Annotated in this window: 16 protein-coding genes; 11 read left to right on the forward strand and 5 right to left on the reverse strand. The window is 60.4% G+C overall.

The features are described 5' to 3' along the window. The first annotated feature begins 221 nt into the window (after nucleotides 1-221). Together thiI and typA are read left to right on the forward strand one after the other, a co-directional pair. Nucleotides 222-1,676, forward strand: a complete 1,455-nt coding sequence (gene thiI / locus H043_RS0107105) for a tRNA uracil 4-sulfurtransferase ThiI (RefSeq protein WP_027611269.1) — start codon at nucleotides 222-224, stop codon at nucleotides 1,674-1,676. A 139-nt stretch (nucleotides 1,677-1,815) separates the two neighbouring features. Beyond that, nucleotides 1,816-3,636 carry a translational GTPase TypA gene (gene typA / locus H043_RS0107110; RefSeq protein ID WP_007961739.1) on the forward strand — a complete coding sequence of 607 codons (1,821 nt, stop codon included), beginning with the start codon at nucleotides 1,816-1,818 and terminating at the stop codon, nucleotides 3,634-3,636. Between the two features lie 191 nt (nucleotides 3,637-3,827). On the opposite strand, the gene H043_RS0107115 is transcribed toward typA, so the two are convergent. Continuing rightward, nucleotides 3,828-4,265: a YkgJ family cysteine cluster protein gene (locus H043_RS0107115; RefSeq protein ID WP_007961740.1), complete on the reverse strand. Its 438-nt coding sequence runs from the start codon at nucleotides 4,263-4,265 to the stop codon at nucleotides 3,828-3,830. Nucleotides 4,266-4,522: 257 nt separating this feature from the next. On the opposite strand from H043_RS0107115, the gene H043_RS0107120 reads away from it, so the two are divergent. The 5 genes from H043_RS0107120 to H043_RS0107140 all read left to right on the forward strand — a co-directional run bounded on the left by H043_RS0107120 (nucleotide 4,523) and on the right by H043_RS0107140 (nucleotide 14,130). Further along, nucleotides 4,523-6,973: a glycogen/starch/alpha-glucan phosphorylase gene (locus H043_RS0107120; RefSeq protein ID WP_027611270.1), complete on the forward strand. Its 2,451-nt coding sequence runs from the start codon at nucleotides 4,523-4,525 to the stop codon at nucleotides 6,971-6,973. A 253-nt stretch (nucleotides 6,974-7,226) separates the two neighbouring features. After that, nucleotides 7,227-10,823 carry a DUF2339 domain-containing protein gene (locus H043_RS0107125; RefSeq protein ID WP_027611271.1) on the forward strand — a complete coding sequence of 1,199 codons (3,597 nt, stop codon included), beginning with the start codon at nucleotides 7,227-7,229 and terminating at the stop codon, nucleotides 10,821-10,823. After that, nucleotides 10,820-12,184, forward strand: a complete 1,365-nt coding sequence (locus tag H043_RS0107130; protein ID WP_027611272.1) for a DUF3999 domain-containing protein — start codon at nucleotides 10,820-10,822, stop codon at nucleotides 12,182-12,184. Before H043_RS0107125 ends, H043_RS0107130 begins: the two co-directional genes overlap by 4 nt. A 329-nt stretch (nucleotides 12,185-12,513) precedes the next feature. Then, a complete protein-coding gene (locus H043_RS0107135; protein WP_007961744.1) occupies nucleotides 12,514-13,524 on the forward strand; it encodes a class 1 fructose-bisphosphatase in 1,011 nt (336 codons plus the stop codon). A 3-nt stretch (nucleotides 13,525-13,527) separates the two neighbouring features. Further along, nucleotides 13,528-14,130, forward strand: coding sequence for a DUF924 family protein (locus tag H043_RS0107140; protein ID WP_027611273.1), 603 nt, complete (start codon nucleotides 13,528-13,530; stop codon nucleotides 14,128-14,130). Between the two features lies 1 nt (nucleotide 14,131). Here the strand turns inward: H043_RS0107140 and H043_RS0107145 are convergent, their stop codons facing one another. The 3 genes from H043_RS0107145 to H043_RS0107155 form a co-directional block, all read right to left on the reverse strand. Beyond that, the gene (locus tag H043_RS0107145; RefSeq protein ID WP_027611274.1) at nucleotides 14,132-14,464 is read right to left on the reverse strand and encodes a type II toxin-antitoxin system RelE/ParE family toxin; all 333 of its coding nucleotides are present in this window, start codon (nucleotides 14,462-14,464) and stop codon (nucleotides 14,132-14,134) included. After that, nucleotides 14,461-14,733 (reverse strand): type II toxin-antitoxin system Phd/YefM family antitoxin, encoded by a 273-nt coding sequence (locus H043_RS0107150; RefSeq protein ID WP_027611275.1) that lies wholly within the window; start codon nucleotides 14,731-14,733, stop codon nucleotides 14,461-14,463. Before H043_RS0107150 ends, H043_RS0107145 begins: the two co-directional genes overlap by 4 nt. Nucleotides 14,734-14,937: 204 nt before the next feature. Continuing rightward, on the reverse strand, nucleotides 14,938-16,830 hold the full coding sequence (locus H043_RS0107155; protein ID WP_202369891.1) for a methyl-accepting chemotaxis protein: 1,893 nt from the start codon (nucleotides 16,828-16,830) through the stop codon (nucleotides 14,938-14,940). Nucleotides 16,831-17,112: 282 nt separating this feature from the next. Between H043_RS0107155 and H043_RS0107160 the strand changes: the two genes are divergently transcribed. Both H043_RS0107160 and H043_RS0107165 read left to right on the forward strand, forming a co-directional pair. Beyond that, nucleotides 17,113-17,367: a hypothetical protein gene (locus H043_RS0107160; protein WP_003220802.1), complete on the forward strand. Its 255-nt coding sequence runs from the start codon at nucleotides 17,113-17,115 to the stop codon at nucleotides 17,365-17,367. Nucleotides 17,368-17,398: 31 nt separating this feature from the next. Further along, entirely contained in the window at nucleotides 17,399-17,968 is a 570-nt protein-coding gene (locus H043_RS0107165) for a lipocalin family protein (protein WP_027611277.1), read from the forward strand. A gap of 119 nt (nucleotides 17,969-18,087) precedes the next feature. On the opposite strand, the gene H043_RS0107170 is transcribed toward H043_RS0107165, so the two are convergent. After that, nucleotides 18,088-19,452 carry a formimidoylglutamate deiminase gene (locus H043_RS0107170; RefSeq protein WP_027611278.1) on the reverse strand — a complete coding sequence of 455 codons (1,365 nt, stop codon included), beginning with the start codon at nucleotides 19,450-19,452 and terminating at the stop codon, nucleotides 18,088-18,090. 146 nt (nucleotides 19,453-19,598) lie between these two features. Between H043_RS0107170 and hutC the strand changes: the two genes are divergently transcribed. Beyond that, a complete protein-coding gene (hutC, locus tag H043_RS0107175) occupies nucleotides 19,599-20,309 on the forward strand; it encodes a histidine utilization repressor (protein ID WP_162803449.1) in 711 nt (236 codons plus the stop codon). Next, on the forward strand, nucleotides 20,306-20,875 hold the full coding sequence (locus H043_RS0107180; RefSeq protein WP_027611280.1) for a HutD family protein: 570 nt from the start codon (nucleotides 20,306-20,308) through the stop codon (nucleotides 20,873-20,875). Before hutC ends, H043_RS0107180 begins: the two co-directional genes overlap by 4 nt. The last annotated feature ends 299 nt before the right edge of the window (nucleotides 20,876-21,174 follow it).

Raw genomic sequence — 21,174 nt, forward strand, 5'->3', positions numbered from 1 at the left:
TGCCAGTGCCCCAGCATGGGTTTTTTGCCCCAATTTCACGCTTTGAGCGCTGCAAAGCGCCATAAAGGTGAAAATCTCGCCCCTTAATGTAGCGCCTCAAATCAGAAATGACCTGTTTTGGTGCATGTGAAACCTTCTGCATATTAACTGGTTAAACCTTGAGCAATTTCCGCTATAATCCGCGCCCCCCTTTTTCGGCTGGCCCTGCGCGCGCTGTTTTCATGAAACTAATCGTAAAAGTCTTCCCCGAGATCACCATCAAAAGCCGCCCTGTCCGGATGCGTTTCATCCGCCAGCTGGCCAAGAACATCCGCGCCGTGCTCCGCGATCTGGACCCGGCCGTGGTGGTGAACGGTGTGTGGGACAATCTCGAGCTGGAAACCCGCGTTACCGACCCCAAAGCCTTGAAAGAGATGGGCGAGCGCCTCACTTGTACTCCCGGCGTCGCGCACTTTCTGCAGATCGACGAATACCCACTGGGCGACTTCGATGACATCACCGAGAAGTGCAAACAGCACTACGGCGATGTACTGGCCGGGAAGATTTTCTCGGTGCGCTGCAAGCGTGCCGGCAAGCATCCGTTCAGCTCAATGGACGTCGAAAAATACGTTGGCAGCAAGCTGCGTCGTGAGTGCGGTGCGGCCGGAATCGACCTCAAAGACCCGGAAATCGAAGTTCGCATCGAAGTTCGCGACCAACGGTTGTTTGTCATTCACAGCCAGCACAACGGCATCGGCGGTTACCCGCTCGGCGCCCTGGAGCAGACGCTGGTACTGATGTCCGGCGGCTTTGACTCGACGGTTGCCGCGTACCAGATCATGCGTCGCGGCCTGATGGCGCATTTCTGCTTCTTCAATCTGGGCGGTCGTGCCCACGAATTGGGCGTGATGGAAGTCGCGCATTTCATCTGGAAGAAGTACGGCAGCTCGCAACGCGTGCTATTTGTCAGTGTTCCGTTCGAAGAAGTGTTGGGCGAAATTCTCGGCAAAGTCGATAACAGTCATATGGGCGTCGTATTGAAGCGTATGATGTTGCGCGCATCGTCGGCCATCGCCGACCGGCTGCACATCGACGCGCTGGTCACCGGCGAAGCGATCTCCCAGGTATCGAGCCAGACGCTGCCGAACCTGTCGGTGATCGACTGCGTGACCGACAAACTCGTCCTGCGCCCACTGATCGTTGCGCACAAGCAGGACATCATCGACACGGCCAACGAGATCGGCACCGCCGATTTCGCCCGGCACATGCCGGAGTACTGCGGGGTCATCTCGGTCAATCCGAAGACCGCCGCCAAGCGCCACCGTGTTGAGCACGAAGAGAAAGAATTCGACATGGCAGTCCTCGAGCGTGCGCTCGAAAACGCCAAACTGGTGCCGATCGATCGAGTGATCGACGAATTGGGCCAGGACTTGCAGATCGAAGAAGTCGGCGAAGCGCTGGCCGGTCAGATCGTCATCGACATCCGTCACCCGGATGCGGCCGAGGATGACCCGCTGGAACTTGCCGGCATAGAAGTACAGACGATGCCGTTCTACGCAGTGAACGCTCGTTTCAAGGAGCTGGATCCGACTCGCCAGTACCTGCTGTATTGCGACAAAGGCGTGATGAGTCGCCTGCATGCTCACCATTTGCTCAGTGAGGGGCATGCCAATGTGCGCGTTTATCGACCGAGCTAAGTGCCCGGGGCTGTTTGCCTGTGGCCTGCGTCACCGGCCCCCCGACACCGCCGTCAAGCTGTAACGGCCATGCCGGACACTACTGTTAATCGCTGCCAAGACTTGTCAGCAAACCGAATCCTCTGATCGAGATACACAAGTGATCGAAAATCTACGTAACATCGCCATCATTGCCCACGTTGACCATGGTAAGACCACCCTGGTAGACAAACTCCTGCGTCAATCCGGCACTCTGGAGCGCAACGAGCTCAACGACGAGCGCGTGATGGACTCCAACGACCAGGAAAAAGAGCGCGGTATTACCATTCTGGCGAAAAACACCGCCATCAACTGGAACGGCTACCACATCAACATCGTGGACACCCCGGGCCACGCCGACTTCGGCGGCGAAGTAGAACGCGTAATGTCGATGGTTGACTCCGTTCTGCTGCTGGTTGACGCTCAAGACGGCCCTATGCCGCAAACCCGTTTCGTGACCAAGAAGGCGTTCGAAGCCGGCCTGCGTCCAATCGTGGTCATCAACAAGGTTGACCGTCCAGGCGCGCGTCCGGACTGGGTTCTGGACCAGATCTTCGACCTGTTCGACAACCTCGGTGCTACCGAAGAACAACTGGACTTCCAGGTTGTTTACGCTTCGGCCCTGAACGGTATCGCCGGTCTGGATCACACCGCCATGGGCGAAGACATGACTGCGCTGTACCAGGCAGTTGTCGACCACGTTCCGCCTCCGGCCGTTGACCGTGACGGTCCGTTCCAGATGCAGATCTCCGCTCTGGACTACAACAGCTTCCTGGGTGTTATCGGTGTTGGCCGTATCGCTCGTGGTCGCGTCAAGCCGAACACCCCGGTTGTCGCGATCAGCGCCGACGGCAAGCGCCGCAACGGTCGTATCCTGAAGCTGATGGGTCACCACGGTCTGCACCGCATTGACGTTGAAGAAGCAGCGGCTGGCGACATCGTCTGCATCAGCGGCTTCGACGAGCTGTTCATCTCCGACACCCTGTGCGATATCAACACCGTCGAGGCGATGAAGCCGCTGACCGTTGACGAGCCAACCGTTTCCATGACCTTCCAGGTAAACGACTCGCCATTCTGCGGTAAAGAAGGCAAGTTCGTGACCTCCCGTAACATCAAGGATCGTCTGGACAAAGAGCTGCTGTACAACGTTGCACTGCGCGTTGAAGAAGGCGACTCGGCTGACAAGTTCAAGGTTTCCGGCCGTGGTGAGCTGCACCTCTCGGTACTGATCGAAACCATGCGTCGCGAAGGCTTCGAGCTGGCCTTGGGCCGTCCTGAAGTGATCATCCGTGAAGTTGACGGCGTGAAGCAGGAACCGTTCGAAAACGTCACCATCGACATCCCTGAAGAGTCGCAGGGCAAGGTCATGGAAGAGATGGGTCTGCGTAAAGGCGACCTGAGCAACATGGTGCCGGATGGCAAGGGCCGTGTTCGTCTGGAATACAACATCCCTGCTCGCGGTCTGATCGGTTTCCGTAACCAGTTCCTGACCCTGACCAACGGTGCTGGCATCCTGACCTCGATCTTCGATCGTTACGCTCCAGTGAAGTCGGGCCACATGTCCGGCCGTCAGAACGGCGTTCTGGTTTCGGTTGAAACCGGCAAGGCACTGACCTACTCGCTGGAAACCCTGCAGGCTCGTGGCAAGCTGTTCGTAGAACACGGCCAGGAGATCTACAACGGTCAGATCGTTGGTCAGAACAGCCGCGACAACGATCTGGGTGTGAACCCAACCAAAGGCAAGAAGCTCGACAACATGCGTGCTTCGGGTAAAGACGAAACCATCGCTCTGGTACCACCTGTTCGCTTCACTCTGGAACAGGCTCTGGAATACATCCAGGAAGACGAGCTGTGCGAAGTCACTCCTAAGTCCATCCGTCTTCGCAAGAAGATCCTGGACGAAAGCGAGCGTACCCGCGCTGCCAAGAAAGCCAAGGCATAAGATTTAGCCCAGGCTGAAAAAAAACGCCCCCGGTCGTGAGACCGGGGGCGTTTTTGTTTGTCTGGGGTTTACGCGTTGTTTGTGCCGGCCCCTTCGCGAGCAGGCTCGCTCCCACAGGGGAACGCATTCCAATGTGGAAGCGAGCCTGCTCGCGAAGGCGGCGGATCAGCCGCCGCAAATTTCAGGAAAGATCAAAACTTCTCGATCGACCGCGAATTCTGCACCCGCTCGACTTCTTTCGGCTTGTACGCGCAATACCCCGGCCGCGGGCCGATTTTCGGGTGGTTGCGGCAAGTGTCCGGGCGCTTGTCATAAATGGTGCACAGGCGGCTCTTACGATCCAGGTAGTAGCAATCGTTGTTGCTCATGCGCTGCAGGGTGAAGATCCCCGACTTCTGGTTGAAGCGCTCGACCAGCCCTTCCTTTTGCAGGCGCTTGGCGATGTTCTTCGGCGGATCACCCAGTTCGAACTCGTCAACCACGCCGATGCGTACCAAGTCCTTGATCTTGACCTCGACCGGCAGGGTGCAGCAGCTGGAGACACAAGAGCCGCACATCGGGGCCGAATATTTGGCCCACGTATCGAGACGATCGATCTCGGCGGCGGCAATCAGGTTGGGCTTCATCATCGGGAATTACCAGGCGTGTGCATCAGGGCGCGCGATCATACCGGGACTGGTGGATTTTTGAACAACCTTTCGCCAGATTTTTGCAAATGCCGCGCAAATGTCATTCAGTCCGGCACGGCCCCTGCATTCATTAGCCCACTCGCCAAGGTAATGCCGGGCTATCTCACCGACTTCGGAAAAACTGCCGAACCAGCGCCTCTACCGTCGGTCAGACCGTCTAGGCTCAGACAATTCCCCGCTCGCTCGAGGTCCTATCGATGACTCAAGAACCACTAGTTCGCGAAGCAGAGGTGGCCGCATTCCGCGATGCCGTCCTGACCAAGCTCACCTATGCAGTGGGTAAAGACCCGGATCACGCTTTCGACCATGACTGGTTCGAAGCCATTGCCCTGGCGGCGCGCGACCACATGGTCGAACACTGGATGGACCATACCCGGCAGATCTACCGCAAAGGCCAGAAGCGGGTGTATTACCTCTCGCTGGAATTTCTCATCGGTCGTTTGCTCTACGACAGCCTGAGCAATCTCGGCCTGCTCGACGTCGCGCGTGAAGCGCTGACCGAACTGGGCGTCGATCTCGAACGCATCCGCCTGCTGGAACCCGACGCGGCACTCGGCAACGGTGGCCTCGGCCGTCTGGCGGCGTGCTTCATGGAAAGCATGTCGACCCTTGGCATCGCCGGGCACGGCTACGGCATTCGCTACGAGCATGGGCTGTTCCGGCAGGCCATCGTCGATGGCTGGCAGCAGGAACAGACCGAGCACTGGCTGGATTTCGGCAACCCGTGGGAGTTCGAACGTCCGGAAGTGGTGTACTCGATCGGCTTCGGCGGCAGTGTCGAAACCGTGACCGATGCCAGCGGCAAGACCAAACAGGTCTGGTCGCCTGCGGAAACCGTGCGCGCGATTGCCTATGACACGCCAGTGGTCGGCTGGCGCGGGGCGAGCGTCAACACCCTGCGCCTGTGGCGTGCGCGAGCCATGGAAGATCTGCACCTGGAGCGCTTCAACGCCGGTGACCACCTGGGTGCCGTCGCCGAAGTCGCCCGCGCTGAAAGTATTTCCCGCGTGCTTTACCCGGCCGACAGCACTGAGGCCGGGCAGGAACTGCGCCTGCGCCAGGAATACTTCTTCGTCGCCGCTTCCTTGCAGGATTTGCTGCGTCGTCATCGCAACATGCACACCTCGGTGCTGACCCTGGGCGATCACGCGGCGATCCAGCTCAACGACACCCACCCTTCGATTGCCGTTGCTGAATTGATGCGGCAACTGGTCGACGTCTACGACGTGGCCTGGGATGCGGCGTGGCAAGTCACGGTCGATACCTTGTCGTACACCAACCACACGCTGTTGCCCGAAGCGCTGGAAACCTGGCCGGTCGGCCTGATGGAACGCATGCTGCCGCGGCACATGCAGATCATTTATCTGATCAACGCCCAGCACATCGACTCGCTGCGCGCCAAAGGCATTCATGATTTCGACGTGCTGCGCGCGGTGTCGTTGATCGAAGAGGACAACGGTCGCCGGGTGCGCATGGGCAACCTCGCGTTCCTCGGTTCGCACAGCGTCAACGGCGTGTCCGGGCTGCACACGCAGTTGATGCGCAAGACCGTGTTCGCCGAATTGCACAAGCTCTACCCGGAGCGGATCAACAACAAAACCAACGGCATCACCTTCCGCCGCTGGCTGTTCCAGGCCAACTCCGAACTGACCTCGATGCTGGTCGACTCCCTCGGCCCGGAGGTGCTGGATAACCCGGAAGAGCGCTTGCTCGATCTGGAACCGTTCGCCGAGCAACCCGCCTTCCGCAAAGCCTTCGCCGAACAGCGACTGCACAGCAAAAAGGCCTTGGCCTATCTGATTCACGAGCGGCTGGGGATCGCGGTCAATCCGGCGGCGATGTTCGACGTGCAGGTCAAACGGATCCACGAATACAAGCGCCAGTTGCTCAACCTGATGCACACCGTGGCGCTGTATCAGGCAATCCGCGCCGAGCCTGAAGTCGACTGGGTACCCCGGGTGAAAATCTTCGCCGGTAAAGCGGCGGCCAGTTATCACCAGGCCAAATTGATCATCAAACTGACCAACGACATCGCCCGGGTAGTGAACAACGACCCGACCGTGCGCGGTTTGCTGAAAGTGGTGTTCCTGCCCAACTACAACGTCAGCCTGGCGGAAAGCATCATTCCTGCGGCGGACTTGTCCGAGCAGATTTCCACGGCCGGGTTCGAAGCCTCGGGCACCAGTAACATGAAGTTCGGCCTCAACGGTGCGCTGACCATCGGCACCCTCGACGGCGCCAACGTGGAAATGTGCGAGCGCATCGGCGCCGAGCACATGTTCATCTTCGGCCTCAGCGCGCAGCAGGTTGAAGCGCGCAAGCAGAACCACGAGTTCAGCGCTGCACCGGACATCGCCGCGTCGCATCGTTTGAGCGACGTGCTGCAAGCGATCCGCAGTGGTGTGTTCTCGCCGGATGACACGTCGCGCTACACCGGGCTGATCGATTCGCTGGTGGACTACGATCGCTTCCTGGTCTGCGCCGACTTCGATTCCTATTGGGAAGCGCAAAAACGCGTCGATGCGCACTGGCACGACGCCAACAACTGGTGGCGTTCGGCGGTGCTCAACACGGCGCGGATGGGCTGGTTCTCGTCCGACCGGACGATTCGCGAGTACGCCACGGATATCTGGAAGGCACTGGAGTGATTTTCTGCAACAAATGTGCGTAAGGCCCAACGATTGTTGGGCCGGATCGATATACTGAGCGCCGGTTACCGGCAGCGCCAGTCACCACCAATCCAATGTGGGAGCGAGCCTGCTCGCGAAGCGGTTGTCACGTTAAACAGAAATGTTGGCTGACAAACCGCTTTCGCGAGCAGGCTCGCTCCCACAGGGTTGTGCCTAGACTGAAGCAATCGCCGGACTCGCCCCGCCTCGGGGCTGCTTAGGGATATCGACCATGCAATGGATGTTCATGTTGATCGGGCTGCTGCTCGGCTGGCTGCTCGATGAGTCGTTCAGTGCCGCGCTGCTTGGTGCACTGCTCGGGCTGGCGATCGGGCAAACGCTGCGGATCGCCCGGCTTGGCTCGCAGGCCACCGACCAACAGCGTCAACTGGAACAGGCCAAGGTCGCCCTGCAAGCCGTCGAGCAGCGTCTGTTTCTGCTTGAAGGTGCCAGCGTGCGCACCACACCGCCGAGCGTGGCGCCGATGCCGGACGCCATCGTTGAGCCGATCATCGTCGCCGAACAATCATCCTCCCCCACGCCGGATCTGGTCTGGGAACTGCCACCCGAACTCGAACCGATGTCTACCGTTGCCAGCGAAACCAGTCAACCGCTGCCAGCCGATGTCTGGCAGCTGGATGCCGTCACCGCCGAGCCTGCACAACCCGCACAACCTGCCGAACCCCTTGGCCCGAACCTGATCGAGCGCGGCATCAGCGCTGCGCGCAACTGGCTGTTCGGTGGCAACACCGTGCTGCGGGTCGGCGTTGTTCTGCTGTTTTTCGGTCTGGCGTTCCTGCTGCGCTACGCCACCGAAGGCATGGTGGTGCCGATCGAACTGCGTTATGCCGGCGTCGCGGCGGCGGCGTTGGCCCTGCTGGCACTGGGCTGGTGGCTGCGTACGCGCAACAGCAGTTATGCGCTGATTCTGCAGGGCACCGGGATCGCGGTGCTGTACCTGACGGTGTTTGCGGCGATGCGTCTGCATCCGTTGCTCGACCCGTCTGCCGCGCTGGGTTTGCTGGTGGCGGTCACGGTGTTCTCGGCGATTCTCGCCATCACTCAGGATGCTCTTGGACTGGCTGCCGCCGCTGCGCTCGGCGGTTTCGCCGCGCCGATCCTGACCTCGACCGGGGCCGGCAACCACGTCGCGCTGTTCAGCTATTTCGCGTTGCTCAATGCCGGCATTCTCGCCATTGCCTGGTTCAAGGCCTGGCGCCTGCTTAACCTGATCGGGTTCGTCGGCACGTTCGGTATCGGCTTCGCCTGGGGCCTGCGCTCCTATGCGCCCGAGCTGCTGTGGAGCACCGAGCCGTTCCTGATTCTGTTCTTCCTGATGTACCTGGGCATCGGCCTGTTGTTCGCCCGACGCAAGTTGCTCGACATGCCCGATGCGCCAGCAGACGGCGATCGCGAGGCGCTGCTGCACTGGTCGGCGCGCAAGGGCGACTACGTCGACGGCACGATGCTGTTCGGCCCGCCGATCGTGGGCTTCGGTCTGCAGTTTGCGCTGGTGCAGCACCTGGAGTTCGCCGCTGCGTTCAGCGCACTCGCACTAGGCGTGATCTACATGGGCCTGGCCCGGGTGTTGATGGGCGGCCGCGCCTTGTTGCTGGGTGAAACCTGTCTGGCGCTGGGGGTGATTTTCGCCAGTCTGGCGATCCCGCTGGGCCTCGATGCGCGCTGGACTTCGGCGGCGTGGGCGGTGGAGGGCGCGGGGATTTTCTGGCTCGGTTTGCGTCAGCAGCGGCCGTTCGCCCGAGCGTTTGCCCTGTTGTTGCAACTGGGTTCGGCGCTGGCGTTCCTCAGTCAGTTGCGCGTCGGCGAAAGTAGCCTGCTCGACGGCGCACCGCTGGGGGCGTTGATGCTCGGCATCGCGCTGCTGTTCAGTTTCTATCAATTGCGCAAAGCCTCGGCGGAACAGGCTTCGCCGTGGGAGCGCCAGGGTTTGCCGGTGCTGGCGGCGCTGGGCCTGACGTTCCCGTACCTGCTGGCGCCGCTGTTTTTCCTGGTTCAGGCGACAGCGATCAGTTGGGCCTTGGCCGGGCTGGTGACCTTGTTTGTCGGCCTGCGCCTGCAATCGCGCACGTTCCTGTTCACCGCATTCGCTGTGCAGTTGCTCGGTGGTGCGTTGTTCCTGTTGCGTCTGCAAGGTGCAGGTGAGGATTCGGCGGCCGTGTTCAGCGCCGGGTGGAGCGGTTTGCTCAGCGCATCCGTGATCGGTCTGGCATTGATCGGCGGGATGCTGCTGGCGGCGCGCGACGAGATGGTGCGCGGCGATGTGCGGCTGCTGCGCGGCTTGTCGGTGGTGTTGCTGGCGGGGTTGGTGCTGATCAATCTGGCGGTGCTGTTCGTGCTGCCGTGGCAAACCGCAAGTGCGGTGTGGGCGGCGAGCGGTCTGCTGATCATCTGGCTGAGCCTGTACCTCAAGCAGCGCGTCAGTTTTGTTTTCGGCCTGTTGTTGCAGTTGATCGGTGGCGCGGCATTCTTGTTGGCCGGCCCCGAGCTGCTCGGGCCGCTGTCCAGCGAAGGTCTGCGGCCGTTGGCCCATGGCGGCTTCTGGACGCCGCTGGTGCTGGGGCTGGCCGCGCTGGTCGGTGCCTGGCGCCTGCAATTGGGCAATCACGCCTCGGCCTTCGATGCGCTGAGTTTGCAACGCCTGTCTGAAGTGCTGCTGGTGTGGGGCGCCGGTTGGTGGGCGTTGGCGTGGGTCAGTGAGGTGCTGCGTTTTGCGCCGTTGAGTCTGCAGGCGCCGCTATTGCTGCTGGTTGCTGCGCTGAGTGTGGCGCTGTGGACGCTGTTGGCGCTGCGCCTGAAATGGCCGGCGCTGGGCCTGCTCTGCACCTTGCTGATTCCGGCGGCGGGGCTGGTGTTGCTGGCGGCGTGGCATGCGCGTTATCACCCAGCGGCGAATTTTGGTTGGCTGGCGTGGGTATTGGTGTTCGCCGTGCATTTCTTCAGCCTGCGGCGTCTGGCACCGATGCTGCCGGCACGGGCCTTGAGCGCGGCGCACGTGCTGGGTTGCTGGCTGCTGATCGGCGTGCTGGCGCTGGAGTTGCGCTACGGTCTGCTGCTGTTGTCCGAGCAATACAACGCCTGGCGCTGGCTGGGCTGGGCGATCCTGCCGAGTCTGTATCTGTTGCTGGCGGCGGCTCCGCGCAGCTGGCCATGGCCGGTGGCGGCATTCCCGCGGGAATATCGTTTGTACGCCGCCGCGCCGCTGGCAGTGCTGATGCTGGCGTGGTTCTGGCTGGCCAACGGCGTCAGTGACGGCAACGCCGAACCGCTGCCGTATGTGCCGCTGATCAACCCGCTGGAATTGGGCCTGCTGTTCGCCCTGTTCGGGGTGTACGTGTGGTCGCGCCATGCGGTGATGCAGTTTGCCCTGCGCAAGGATTACGCCGAGTACGCCACGCAACTGGTCGCCGGGGTTTCGCTGTTCGCCTTCTGTACCGCGCTGGTGACCCGCGCTGCGCACCATTGGGCGGGTATTCCGTTCGAGCTGGATCTGCTGCTCGAATCGATGCTGGTGCAGGCCGGGTTGTCCATCGTCTGGACCTTGATGGCGTTGGGGCTGATGATCGGCGGACACCTGCGTCACCGGCGCGAAGTGTGGCTGATCGGCGCGGCGTTGATTGCGCTGGTGGTGGCCAAACTGATTTTTGTCGAATTGAGCAACCGTGGCGGACTGGCCCGGATCGTCTCGTTTATCGGCGTCGGCGTGTTGCTGCTGGTGGTGGGCTATTTCGCACCGCTGCCACCGAAACGTGTCGAAGCCGAACCGGTGGCGGACAAACCCGTGCCGGATACCGAAGGAGTTTCATCTTGAGTCGCATGCTGAATCTGGGGTGGTTGGCGTTGGGCGTGGTGATGGTTGCCGGCGCCCAGGAAAAACCGGCGGACTTCGCCACGCAGGTGCCGCTGACGGTGAGCGGCAACGGCCCGTGGTATCGCCTCGACCTGCCGCTGAGCGCACAATTGCAGGCCCGCCAGACCGATCTCAGCGACCTGCGCGTATTCAACGCCGCCGGCGAACCGCAGGCCTATGCCCTGGCCCGGGAATCGGCGCAGACCCGCGACGACGGTCAGTTGCATGAGGTGAAGTGGTTCCCCTTGTACAACGCCGCCGACGCCAGCGAGCGAGCGCCGAACGTACGCGTGCAATCGACCACCACCGGCACATTGGTTGAAGTGCAGCCGTCGACTCAGCTGGAGGCCGGCGAAGAAGTGCTGCGTGGCTGGCTGCTCGATGCCAGTGCAATCAAGGCGCCGCTGCAGCAGTTGATCCTCGACTGGACCAGCGAGCGCGACGGCTTCCAGCGTTTCAGCATCGAGGCCAGTGATGACTTGCAGCACTGGCAGGCGTGGGGCGAGGGGCAGGTCGCGCGGCTGACCTTTTCCGACGAGCGCATCGAGCAGCATGAGGTGGCGCTGCCGGGGCAATCGGCGCGCTATCTGCGTCTGCTGTGGGATGCGCCAACCTCGGCGCCCATCCTCACGTCGGCGCAACTGAAAAGCAGCGATCCGCGTAACGTGCCGCTGCCGTTGGTCTGGTCGCAAGCGCTGGCGGGCAACAGCACCAAGTCCGGTGAGTACACCTGGCAGTTGCCGATGGGCCTGAATGTCGAGCGGGTGCAAGTCGAGCTGAAACAACCGAACAGTCTGGCTCCGGTCACACTCGCGGGCCGCCGCGAAAGCAGCCTGCCGTGGCAGACGTTGAGCAACGGTTTGCTGTATCGCCTGACCCAGAACGGTCAGGACGTGGTGCAAAACGAATTGCAGTTGTACGGGCAGACTGTGCAGCAGCTGAAACTGAGCGTGGATGAGCGTGGCGGCGGTCTGGGTGAACAGGCACCGAGCCTGAAATACGCGGTGCGGGCGACGCAGGTGATTTTCCTCGCACGGGGTGACGGGCCTTACAGCCTGGCGCTGGGCAATCCGACGGTGAAAACCGCGAACCTGCCGCTGAGTACGCTGATTCCGGATTTCAAACCGGAAAAACTCTCGACGCTGGGCAAGGCCTCGGTGCAGGGTGAGTTGGTTGCCACTCAGGCTGCGCCGGCGACTACGGCGGCAGTAGCCGAGACCAACTGGAAGAAAATCGGCCTGTGGGCGGTGTTGCTGGTGAGTGTGGTGTTCCTCGGGGCGATGGCGGCGAGTCTGTTGCGCAAGCCACCAACCAATTCCTGAGCATGGCTGGCGCTGCGGGCCATTCGCGAGCAGGCTCGCTCCCACAGTTGACCGAGTAGCCTCGATGGACGCGATCAATGTGGGAGCGGGCTTGCTCGCGAAGGCGGCTGATCGGCCAACGAGAATTTCAGATCGGCCGCGGTTGCGCACGCACCACCCGTCCCGTTTCGAACTACGCTCAATCCGGTACCTGAACTCTCTCGACCCGATCACGTCTGATACAAGCAATTGCGCCCCAATGCACGTTACCGGGCGTCATCGCTCGCTACGTTTTCAGACTCCCTGTAAACTGCGCGGGTTTTTAGCCCCCCATTCCACCGGAGCCGTCCATGTCCCGCGTTACCCTGAGTCGCTATTTGATTGAGCAGACCCGCAGCAATAACACTCCTGCCGATCTGCGCTTCCTGATCGAAGTGGTGGCGCGTGCCTGCAAAGAGATCAGCCACGCCGTGTCCAAAGGCGCCCTGGGTGGTGTTCTGGGCAGCATGGGCACTGAAAACGTCCAAGGCGAAGTGCAGAAGAAGCTCGACGTGCTGTCGAACGAAATCCTGCTCGAAGCCAACGAATGGGGCGGTCACCTGGCCGGCATGGCGTCCGAAGAAATGGACAATGCCTACCAGATCCCGGGCAAATACCCGAAAGGCGCATACCTGCTGGTGTTCGACCCACTGGACGGCTCGTCGAACATCGACATCAACGCTCCGGTCGGCACCATCTTCTCGGTACTGCGTTGCCCGAACGAATACCTGAGCCAGAACGAGCCGCTGAACGAAAAAGCCTTCCTGCAGCCAGGCACCCAGCAGGTTGCCGCCGGTTACGCGATCTACGGCCCGCAGACCATGCTGGTGCTGACCCTGGGCGACGGCGTCAAAGGCTTCACCCTGGACCGCGAAATGGGCAGCTTCGTACTGACCCACGAAGACATCACCATTCCTGAAACCACCCAGGAATTCGCGATCAACATGTCCAACCAGCGCCACTGGGAAGCCCCGGTGCAACGCTACGTCAGCGAACTGCTGGCCGGCGAAGAAGGCCCGCTGAAGAAGAACTACAACATGCGCTGGGTCGCCGCGATGGTGGCCGACGTGCATCGCATCCTGACCCGTGGCGGTCTGTTCATGTACCCACGCGACAGCCGTGAGCCATCCAAGCCCGGCAAACTGCGTCTGATGTACGAAGCCAACCCGATGTCGTTCCTGGTGGAACAGGCCGGCGGCGCGTCCACCGACGGTCACCAACGCATCCTCGACATTCAGCCGGAAGGCCTGCACCAGCGCGTAGCGGTGTTCCTCGGCTCGAAAGAAGAAGTCGCCCGCGCCACGGCTTACCACAAGGAATAAGCCATGACCGCGCCCTGGCAGCCGCTGCTCGACTGGTGGTTTGGACACGCCGAATCACCGCGCGAGATATCGGCTGACAAGGGCACGTTGTGGTTCGGCAAGAAAGACCGCCAGGACCTCGAAGCGCGTGAGCGTTTCGGGGTCTTTGTCGATCAGGCCCTCGCTGGTGAATTGACCGAGTGGACGCAACGTCCCGAAGGTTGGCTGGCGGTGGTGCTGCTGCTCGATCAACTGCCCCGCATGATTTTTCGCGACACGCCCAAAGCATTCTCGGGTGATCTGCGTGCGCAGAAACTTGTCGCGCAGGGCATTGCGGCGGACTTCGACCGGCAACTGAAGCCGATCCAGCGCGTATTCATTTATCTGGTGTTCGAACACTGCGAAAACCTCGCGGTGCAGAACGAAGCCGTGTCGCGCTTTATCGATCTGCTGGCTGAACAGCCGGAAAGCGAGCGGGCGGTGTTTGCCGACAATCTGGACTATGCCGAGCGGCATCGTAAAGTGATTGCACGGTTTGGACGGTTTCCGCATCGCAATGCGGTGTTGGGGCGGGAGTCTACGGCGGAGGAGTTGGCGTTTCTCAGTCAGCCTGGGTCACGGTTCTAAATCAAGGGTTGCGTCGTAGAAGGCGTTTCATCAACAGCGTCGGCAGGCTTTTTCGCGTATCGACAATGATATGGATGAAAACTGTTTTTTCCCGCACCTCATAAATAATCCGGTTCATTCCCAAAACAATCTGGCGATATTGGCCGAGATTGAGCTTCTCGATTTCTTCGGGAACCGGTCCTGAGTAAGGCAGATCTGCGAGACCAAGAATCGCAGTCTTTAAATCGGCATAAGTGCTTTGCCAAATATGGGTTGAAAACTGTCTGACGAGGTAGGTACGGAGTTCTTTGAGATCTGTTTGTGCGGACTGAAGAATAACGACCTTCAAACTCATTGATGATCGGCCTTATCCAGTTCGGCAAAGACATCTTCAGCAGCACTGAACTTGCCTTCCTCGATCTCCCGATTACCCATCGCCAACAGTTTCAGCAAGGCCATCGTGTCTTCTTGCTCTTCAAAGCTTTTCACATCCATAACCACTAGCTTGGCTTCACCATTTTGGGTGATGACCAATGGCTCACGGCTTTCAGTGATCGTCTTGACGATTTCCGCTGTATGACTTTTGAGGTAGCTGATCGGTTTGATTTGCGATGAAAGCTTCATGGTTGAGTCTCGCCAAATTGAACAGGACTGAGTTTAGTCTTAATTCAGTCCAGCGTCATTGCGAGCTGACCAGCGTATTTCAACTCAAAATTCAATCGTCGCTAACGCCGTCATCGCCAGCAGGCTGCCTCCCAAAGGGGATCTGTGTCGTTCACAAAAACCTGTGGGAGCGGGCTTGCTCGCGAAGACGCCAGTGGCCGCGCCTTAGATCCTGAAGCTGCCTACCAGCTGCTTCAACCGCGCCGCCTGCTGCTCCAGATCCGAACAAGCGCGCAAGGTTGCCTGCAGGTTCTCGACACCTTCCTGGTTCAGCGTGTTGATCTCGTTGATGTCGACGTTGATCGACTCGACCACGGCGGTCTGCTCTTCGGTCGCGGTAGCCACCGACTGGTTCATCCCGTCGATCTCGCCGATGCGTTGGGTCACGCTGCCCAGACGTTCGCCGGCCTGGTTGGCGATGCCGACGCTGCTTTCGCTCTCGCGCTGGCTCTCGGTCATGATGCTCACGGCCTGACGCGCGCCGACTTGCAGTTCTTCGATCATCTTCTGCACTTGCTGCGCCGAATCCTGAGTGCGGTGGGCGAGGTTGCGCACCTCGTCAGCGACCACGGCGAAACCACGGCCAGCCTCACCGGCGCGGGCCGCTTCGATGGCAGCGTTTAGCGCCAGCAGGTTGGTCTGCTGCGAGATGCTGGTGATCACTTCCAGAATCTGCCCGATGTTCACCGTGTTGCTGTTGAGGGTTTCGATGTTGCCGCAGGAGTCGCTGATTTTTGCCGACAACTGCTGCATCGCGTGGATGGTTTTATCCACAACCTGCTGGCCGTCGACCGCCAGGCTGCGCGCATCGCTGGAGTGCTGCGAGGCGAGGGCGGCGTTCTGAGCGATTTCCTGAGCGGCGGCGCCGAGCTGGTTGATCGCCGCGGCCACACTGTTGGTGCGACTGGCCTGCTGGTCGGAGTTGTACATCGACGAGTTCGACGCGGCAACCACGCGCAGGGCGACTTCGTTAACCTGGCCGGTGGCCGAGGACACCTCGCGGATCGAAGTGTGAATACGTTCGACGAAGCGGTTGAACGACAGACCCAGCGCGCCAAATTCGTCGTGGCCGTGGATCACCAGGCGTTTGGTCAGGTCGCCTTCACCTTCGGCGATGTCGTGCATGGCGCGGCCCATGGTCAGCAGCGGTTGCATCAGCACGCGGATCAGCATGCCGAGCAGGGCGATGATGATCACCACGGCGATCACCATGGCGATCAGCGCCGAGGTGCGGAATTCGCTGAGCATCGAGAACGCGGTGTCTTTGTCCAGCACCAGCGCCACGTACCAGTCGGCCGATGGCACGCCGTTAACGCGGGTGAACGAGATCAGTTGAGTCTTGCCGTCGAATTCGACTTCTTTCAGGCCCGGGCTGACTTTCGGTGCGCCGTTTGGATAAGCCTCGGCGAGGGTTTTCAGAACCAGTTTGCTGTCCGGGTGAATCAGAATCTTGCCATCGGCGCTGACGATGAACGCATGGCCGTGGCCACCAAAGTTGAGCGAGTTGATGATCGCGCTGACGCTGGTCAGGTCGATATCCGCGCCGGCCACACCGATCATCTGGCCCTGACGCTGCACTGGAGTGGCGACGGTGATTACCAGTTTGCCCGACGATGCGGCGATGTAGGGTTCGGTGACGATGGTCTGTTGGGCGCTGTTGGCTGCCTTGTACCAGCCACGGGCGCGCGGGTCGTAGTCCGGCGCGCGATTGCCGGCGGGTACCGAGAACATCACGCCGTCAGCGCCGCCGAAGTAGCTGAGCTGGAAATTGCCGGTGTAGGCGGGCAGGTCGATGATGCGCTTGAGGCTGGCCGGGGCGCTGCCGTCGGCGGCGACCTGCTGCGACAGCGATTGCAGTAACTGGATGCGGCTTTCCAGCCAGGTCTGGATGTTGCTGGTGGTCAGGCTGCCCAGTTCCTGCATCGAGGCTTCGGTGCTGCTGCTCAGGGCTTCGCGTTGTCGATAGTCGTTGAACAAAATGAAACAGGCGAACGCAACGGCCACCACGAGGGCGGCAGCCAACAAGATCTTGTGGCTGAATTTCATGTTTCTGGTCATCGAATGAACTACCGCGAAGGGGCTGGTCGAGAAAGGGCGGCAATTTGCCACACTCGGGGGCTTTGCGCTGCTCTTATTTCGACCGCCGCGCGCCAAAGATTAGGCGTCTTTGATGAAATGCGACGAAATGCTCAATAGCCGCACAAAGTGTCTGATTTACCGGTAAATGCCAGACGAGCGGAGCGATAAATAGCCATTTCTGAAGGGAACCAGATGAGGGTTTTCTCTTCTAAGCTTCTGGTTGGCACCATGCCATCCCCCTTCCGCTCCAGGAGTTACTTCATGTCGCTGCGATCTATCGCCCTTCTGACTTTTTGCGTGCTGTTGGCCGCGTGCAGCAAGGTCAATCAGGAAAACTATTCCAAGCTTTCGGCCGGCATGGCCAAGGCCGAGGTTGAGACGCTGCTCGGCAAACCCACCGACTGTTCGGGTGCGCTCGGCATGTCCAGTTGCACCTGGGGCGATAAAAACAGCTTTATCAGCGTGCAGTACGCCGGTGACAAAGTGCTGATGTTTTCCGGCCAAGGCCTGAAGTAAACCGGGGCTATGCGCCCACGGGAGAAAAATAATGAAGCGGTTATTGTTCGTCCTTTTTGCCGGCCTGGTACTGGCCGGCTGCGCCACCCACGGTGAAGATCCGCTGGCGCCCAAGACGGCTCACAGTGTCAATCTCAAGCGTTATCAGGGCACCTGGTATGAACTGGCGCGCCTGCCGATGTACTTCCAGCGCAACTGCGCGCAGTCCGAAGCCCACTACTCGCTCAGACCCGACGGCAATGTCGATGTGCTCAATCGCTGCCTGACCTCCGACTGGCAGTGGGAAGAAGCCAAAGGCAAGGCTTATCCACAGGTGCCGGGCAAGACCGACAAGTTGTGGGTCGAGTTCGATACCTGGTTCTCGCGCTTGATTCCGGGTGTGGCGAAAGGCGAATACTGGGTGTTGTACGTCAGCGACGACTACAAGACCGCCATCGTCGGCGACCCGAGTCGCAAGTACATGTGGTTGCTGTCGCGCACGCCGATCGTCAACGGTGTGGTGCGTGAGGAGTTGCTGAGCAAGGCGCGTCAGCAGGGTTACGACACTACGCGACTGATCTGGCGGGCGTCGGATCGGCAGATGGCCAAGACTTCGAACTAAAGGTCACCACAAAATCAATGTAGGAGTGAGCCTGCTCGCGATGGCGGTGTGTCAGTCACATATTTATGTCTGACACACCGCCATCGCGAGCAGGCTCGCTCCCACATTTTTGTTTTGTGTCAGCCTAAAAGTTCGCGCAGAACCTGGGTGAAGGCACGTGCGCTTTCCTCTTCGCCCGCATGCCGGCCATCGCGCACCACCCATTGGCCATTGACCAACACGTCGCGCACCTGGCGATCGCCCCCAGCGAACAGCCAGCGATTCAAAATCCCGTCACCGCTGGCGGTGGCCAGATACGGATCATTGCCATCGAGCACGATCCAGTCGGCACGCTTGCCGACTTCCAGCGCACCAATCGGCTGCCCCAGCGCCTGGGCGCCGCCGTCCAGCGCCGCGTCATACAACGTGCGCCCGACCATCGGTTGATCCGCGCCATACAAACGGTTACGCCGCTGATCACGCAGACGCTGGCCGTATTCCAGCCAACGCAATTCCTCGACCACGCTGAGCGAGACATGGCTGTCGGACCCGATGCCCATGCGTCCGCCCTGGGCGAGGAAATCCACCGCCGGGAAAATCCCGTCGCCCAGATTCGCTTCGGTGGTCAGGCACAGGCCGGCGATGGCGCGACTCTTGGCCATCAGCGTGACTTCTTCCGGGTTGGCGTGGGTCGCGTGAACCAGGCACCAGCGCTGATCGACCTCGGTGTTTTCGTAGAGCCATTGCAGCGGACGGCGACCGCTCCAGCTCAGGCAGTCATCGACTTCCTTCTGTTGTTCGGCGATGTGAATGTGCACCGGGCATTGTTTGTCGCTGGCTGCCAATACTTCGCTGATCTGCTGCGGGCTGACCGCGCGCAGCGAGTGGAAACACAGACCCAGCGACTGCGCTTTTTGCTGAGCCAGTAATGGCTGCAAGCGCGATTGCAGCTTCAGGTAATTTTCGCTGCTGTTGATAAAGCGGCGCTGCCCATCATTGGGCGTCTGGCCGCCGAATCCGGAATGGCTGTAGAGCACCGGCAGCAGGGTCAGACCGATGCCGCTTTCGCTCGCGGCATGACTGATGCGCAGTGCCAGCTCGGCCGGATCGGCATAAGGCTGACCGTTGTTGTCGTGGTGCACGTAGTGGAATTCAGCAACCGAGGTGTAACCGGCCTTGAGCATTTCGATGTACAGCTGACGGGCGATAACGCCGAGTTGCTCGGGGCTGATTTTTCCGACGAGGCGATACATCAAGTCACGCCAGGTCCAGAAACTGTCGTTGGGATTGCCGGCTACTTCAGCCAGCCCGGCCATCGCGCGCTGGAAGGCGTGGGAGTGCAGATTGGGCATGCCCGGCAGCAGCGGACCGCTCAGCCGTTCGGCGCCGTCTGCGGTGGAATCGGCCAGGATTTGGGTCAACACGCCATCGGCGCTGACCTCAAGACGTACATTATTGGCCCATCCGTTAGGCAGCAGCGCGCGTTCGGCAAAGAAAGCGGACATGGTTCAGCACCCCATCGTGTGTTATTTGTATATACATATACAGACGTTTGCCTGCCCGGTAAACTCCGGCAAGCTAGCAACCTTCATCCAATGAACAGGGATCAACCGTGCCGACTCCGCCTCCAGTCTCCCCGTTGGCCGCGAATATGGGCGACAGTCCGGCGCCCTTGTACGCCCGCGTCAAACAGATGATCACCCAGCAGATCGACAGCGGTAACTGGCCACCGCACTACCGCGTGCCATCGGAAAGCGAACTGGTCAGCCAGCTCGGTTTCAGCCGCATGACCATCAACCGCGCGCTGCGTGAAATGACCGCCGACGGCCTGCTCGTGCGCATGCAAGGTGTAGGCACGTTTGTCGCTGAACCGAAGAGCCAGTCCGCGTTGTTCGAAGTGCACAACATCGCTGATGAAATTGCCTCCCGTGGCCATCGCCACACCTGTCAGGTGATCACCCTCGAAGAAGAGGCCGCCGGCTCCGAGCGCGCGCTGGCACTGGACATGCGCGAAGGGCAGAAGGTGTTCCACTCGCTGATCGTGCATTACGAGAACGACATTCCTGTGCAAATCGAAGACCGCTTCGTCAACGCGCTGGTCGCCCCGGAATACCTCAAGCAGGACTTCACCCTGCAAACCCCTTACGCCTATCTCAACCAGGTCGCGCCACTGACCGAAGGCGAGCACGTCGTCGAGGCGATCCTCGCCGAGCCGTCCGAGTGCAAGTTGCTGCAGATCGAAAAAGGCGAGCCTTGCCTGCTGATCCGTCGCCGTACGTGGTCGGGGCGTCAGCCGGTGACCGCCGCGCGTTTGATTCACCCAGGTTCCCGTCATCGTCTGGAAGGACGCTTTCATAAATGAGTCAGGTAAAGGTTTTACGCGCTGAAGGCTACCCGCGCATGCCGTGGAAAAACGGCGGCGGCAGCACCGAGGAAATCACTCGTGATGCGGGTGCCGGCCTCGATGGTTTCGGCTGGCGCCTGTCGATTGCCGACATTGCCGAGTCCGGTGGTTTCTCGACCTTTGCCGGTTACCAGCGGGTGATCACGGTATTGCAGGGCGATGGCATGACCCTGTGCGTCGATGGTGATGACACGCGGCCGCTGTTACCGCTGGACCCGTTTGCCTTCAGCGGCGAAAGCCAGGTGTCCTGCACCTTGCTCGGCGGCGCGATCCGCGACTTCAACCTGATCTACGCGCCGCAGCGGTACAGCGCGCGGTTGCAGTGGCTGGATGGCGAGCAGCGGTTTTTCAGCTCGGCGACGACGGTGCTGGTGTTCAGTGTCAGTGAGCTGCTGCAAGTGCAGGTTGCTGACAACACTGCGCAACTCGGCCGCCATGATTGCCTGCAACTGGACGGTAACACCGGTCTGGTTGAAGTTGCGGTGAATGCCGCGTGCTGCGTGATTGAGCTGACCGCGCGCTGATCCAACTCTGGTAACACTCCTGTGGTGAGGGGATTTATCCCCGATGGCGGCGCAGCAGACCTTTTGGGACTGCTACGCGCTCCATCGGGGATAAATCCCCTCACCACAATTGCATTTCAATTCCTGTTTCCCTAGGCGCACCAACTTGTTACCGAACGCCCCAGCGTGGCGCAAAACCACGGGTTCGTAACGATCCGCCGAATCCTCAATTCCTCCCCGCAAAAATTTTCATCCACGCCGTAACCCTTGTCTCAGGCGCTCTGCAGCCCTGTCCGCGATTTTTCTTGTACAGCCCTTCA

Source organism: Pseudomonas sp. URIL14HWK12:I6 (assembly GCF_000514195.1).
Taxonomy (GTDB): Bacteria; Pseudomonadota; Gammaproteobacteria; order Pseudomonadales; family Pseudomonadaceae; genus Aquipseudomonas; species Aquipseudomonas putida_A.

Excerpts from the sequence above, each read along its gene's own strand:
- H043_RS0107150 (WP_027611275.1), bottom strand. The coding sequence starts at position 14,733 with ATGAAGCTTTCATCGCAAATCAAACCGATCAGCTACCTCAAAAGTCAT.
- H043_RS0107165 (WP_027611277.1), top strand. The coding sequence starts at position 17,399 with ATGAAGCGGTTATTGTTCGTCCTTTTTGCCGGCCTGGTACTGGCCGGC.
- H043_RS0107160 (WP_003220802.1), top strand. The coding sequence starts at position 17,113 with ATGTCGCTGCGATCTATCGCCCTTCTGACTTTTTGCGTGCTGTTGGCC.
- thiI (WP_027611269.1), top strand. The coding sequence starts at position 222 with ATGAAACTAATCGTAAAAGTCTTCCCCGAGATCACCATCAAAAGCCGC.
- H043_RS0107120 (WP_027611270.1), top strand. The coding sequence starts at position 4,523 with ATGACTCAAGAACCACTAGTTCGCGAAGCAGAGGTGGCCGCATTCCGC.
- H043_RS0107145 (WP_027611274.1), bottom strand. The coding sequence starts at position 14,464 with ATGAGTTTGAAGGTCGTTATTCTTCAGTCCGCACAAACAGATCTCAAA.
- H043_RS0107125 (WP_027611271.1), top strand. The coding sequence starts at position 7,227 with ATGCAATGGATGTTCATGTTGATCGGGCTGCTGCTCGGCTGGCTGCTC.
- H043_RS0107140 (WP_027611273.1), top strand. The coding sequence starts at position 13,528 with ATGACCGCGCCCTGGCAGCCGCTGCTCGACTGGTGGTTTGGACACGCC.
- H043_RS0107115 (WP_007961740.1), bottom strand. The coding sequence starts at position 4,265 with ATGATGAAGCCCAACCTGATTGCCGCCGCCGAGATCGATCGTCTCGAT.
- hutC (WP_162803449.1), top strand. The coding sequence starts at position 19,599 with ATGGGCGACAGTCCGGCGCCCTTGTACGCCCGCGTCAAACAGATGATC.
- H043_RS0107135 (WP_007961744.1), top strand. The coding sequence starts at position 12,514 with ATGTCCCGCGTTACCCTGAGTCGCTATTTGATTGAGCAGACCCGCAGC.
- H043_RS0107180 (WP_027611280.1), top strand. The coding sequence starts at position 20,306 with ATGAGTCAGGTAAAGGTTTTACGCGCTGAAGGCTACCCGCGCATGCCG.
- H043_RS0107170 (WP_027611278.1), bottom strand. The coding sequence starts at position 19,452 with ATGTCCGCTTTCTTTGCCGAACGCGCGCTGCTGCCTAACGGATGGGCC.
- H043_RS0107155 (WP_202369891.1), bottom strand. The coding sequence starts at position 16,830 with ATGACCAGAAACATGAAATTCAGCCACAAGATCTTGTTGGCTGCCGCC.